Origin of the sequence: Sinorhizobium meliloti (assembly GCF_017876815.1) — a bacterium.
GTDB classification, from domain to species: domain Bacteria; phylum Pseudomonadota; class Alphaproteobacteria; order Rhizobiales; family Rhizobiaceae; genus Sinorhizobium; species Sinorhizobium meliloti.
The window spans coordinates 1-1,932 of record NZ_JAGIOS010000004.1; the positions used below are offsets into that span (position 1 = coordinate 1).

Below are 1,932 nucleotides of genomic sequence, written 5' to 3' on the forward strand. Positions count from 1 at the left end.
CGAGCGACAGCCGCCGCAGACGCTCCATCATTTGAACGGCCAACAATGAGTGGCCGCCGAGTTCGAAGAAGTTGTCGTGGCGCCCGACCTGCTCGACGCCGAGAAGCTCGGCCCAGATCCCGGCCAGCAGCGTCTCGATCTCGCCCTGCGGCGCCTCGTAGGCCCGACGCGCATAGGCATCGTCGTCGGGGACCGGCAGCGCCTTGCGATCGAGCTTGCCGTTCACCGTCAGCGGCAGTGCATCCAGCCGCACGAAGGCCGACGGCACCATGTAGTCCGGCAGCAGGCCACCCAGATGCGCCCGCAACGACGCAGCAAGCCCGGCGCCATCGGCTTCGGCCGACCCGTCCGTCGTCTTCGCAACCACATAGGCGACGAGCCGCTTGTCGCCCGCCGCATCCGCGTGCGCCACCACCGCGGCATCGCCGACAAGCTCATGCTCCAGCAGCCGGGCGGCGATCTCGCCCGGCTCGATGCGGAAGCCGCGGATCTTCACCTGGTCGTCATTGCGGCCCAGAAACTCGAGATTGCCGTCCGGCAGGTAGCGCGCCAGGTCGCCGCTCCGGTACATCCGGGCGCCGGCCTTGCCGCTGAACGGATCCGCCAGGAACCGCTCCGCCGTCAGATCCGGACGGTTCAGGTAGCCGCGCGCCACCCCCGCCCCGCCGATATAAAGCTCACCAACCGCCCCAAACGGAACCGGCTGACCATGGCCGTCAAGCACATAAAGCCGCGTGTTCGCAATCGGACGGCCGATCGGCACATACCGGTGAGGCGCCTCAATTCTCGTGTCGGTAAGAAAGGTGGTCGCCCAAATCGTAGTCTCCGTCGGACCATAAAGATTTCTGAGAGATTTTACCCTTCTGCCGAGGTTCGAGGCCAGTTCTGAAGGCAACGCTTCGCCGCCACACAACGCACTTAAATCGGGCGCACCCTCCCAGCCGGCGTCGAAGAGCATACGCCACGCCGCGGGGTCGCCTGCATCACAGTTATCTTCTGATGGGATAGATACCGCTGTAATCCAATAACACTGGTTCCGTGAGCAACAACGACGTTAGCTCCCACGGCCAGTGGCAGATAGAGTTCCAGCCCCGCAATGTCGAAAGAGATCGTCGTGATCGCGAGGAGTGAATCGCGCTCTGTGAGGCCCGATACATCTAAAAGAGCGCGTAGAACATTGAGAACACTTGCATGCTCGACCATGACGCCCTTAGGCGTGCCGGTGGATCCCGATGTGTAGATGACATAGGCGAGATTGCGGGCTGTCAGGCCGAGGGCATGCGGGTCGGGATCGTCAGGGACTGGTCGGCCCAAGCGGCATGGCCGCATCGAGATCGACCGCGCTCAGATCGGCGATTGCCTCGGCGCCCAACGCCGCGCGGCCGGCGGCGTCGCAAAGCAGCAGCCGCGGGCCGGCATCGTCGAGCAACTGCCGCAGCCGTTCGCCGGATAGGCCGGGTCGAGCGGCACATAGGCGCCGCCGGCCTTGAGGATCGCCAGCAGTCCCACCACCATCGCCGGGCTGCGCTCGACGCAGATCGCCACTGGCTGGTCCGGCCTCACCCCGAGCCCGATCAGATGATGGGCCAGCCGGTTGGCATCGGCATTGAGCGCGCCATAGGAGATCGACTGCTCTTCGAAGACCAGTGCGACCGCGTCGGCACCCGGCGCACCTGCGCCTCGAACAGCGCATGCACGCAAAGATCCGACGGATAGTCCGCTTCCGTCCGGTTCAACTCCTCCAGCAGGTAGCTGCGCTCCTCAGCCGGAAGAATGTCGAGCTCGCGCACCGGCCTATCGGGCGCTTGCTCCAGCGCGTCGACCAGTTGCTCGAGCGCCCGCTGCATATAGCCGCAGATCCGATCGGCGGAGATCGTTCGACCGCATCCGCCGTGAGCCCCAGCTCCTGACCAAAATCATCCACCGACAATG

2 protein-coding genes and 1 pseudogene are annotated in these 1,932 nt (G+C 65.0%); all 3 read right to left on the minus strand.

The features are described 5' to 3' along the window. Positions 1–571 (minus strand): AMP-binding enzyme (locus tag JOH52_RS36755; protein ID WP_420497133.1); only part of this gene is annotated, 571 nt, incomplete at its 3' end. Positions 572–697: 126 nt separating this feature from the next. Next, positions 698–1,329 (minus strand): annotated as a pseudogene (locus JOH52_RS36760) (AMP-binding protein); the annotation flags it as partial. A 15-nt stretch (positions 1,330–1,344) separates the two neighbouring features. After that, positions 1,345–1,701, minus strand: a complete 357-nt coding sequence (locus JOH52_RS34070) for an AMP-binding protein (RefSeq protein WP_209566093.1) — start codon at positions 1,699–1,701, stop codon at positions 1,345–1,347. Positions 1,702–1,932: the final 231 nt, after the last annotated feature.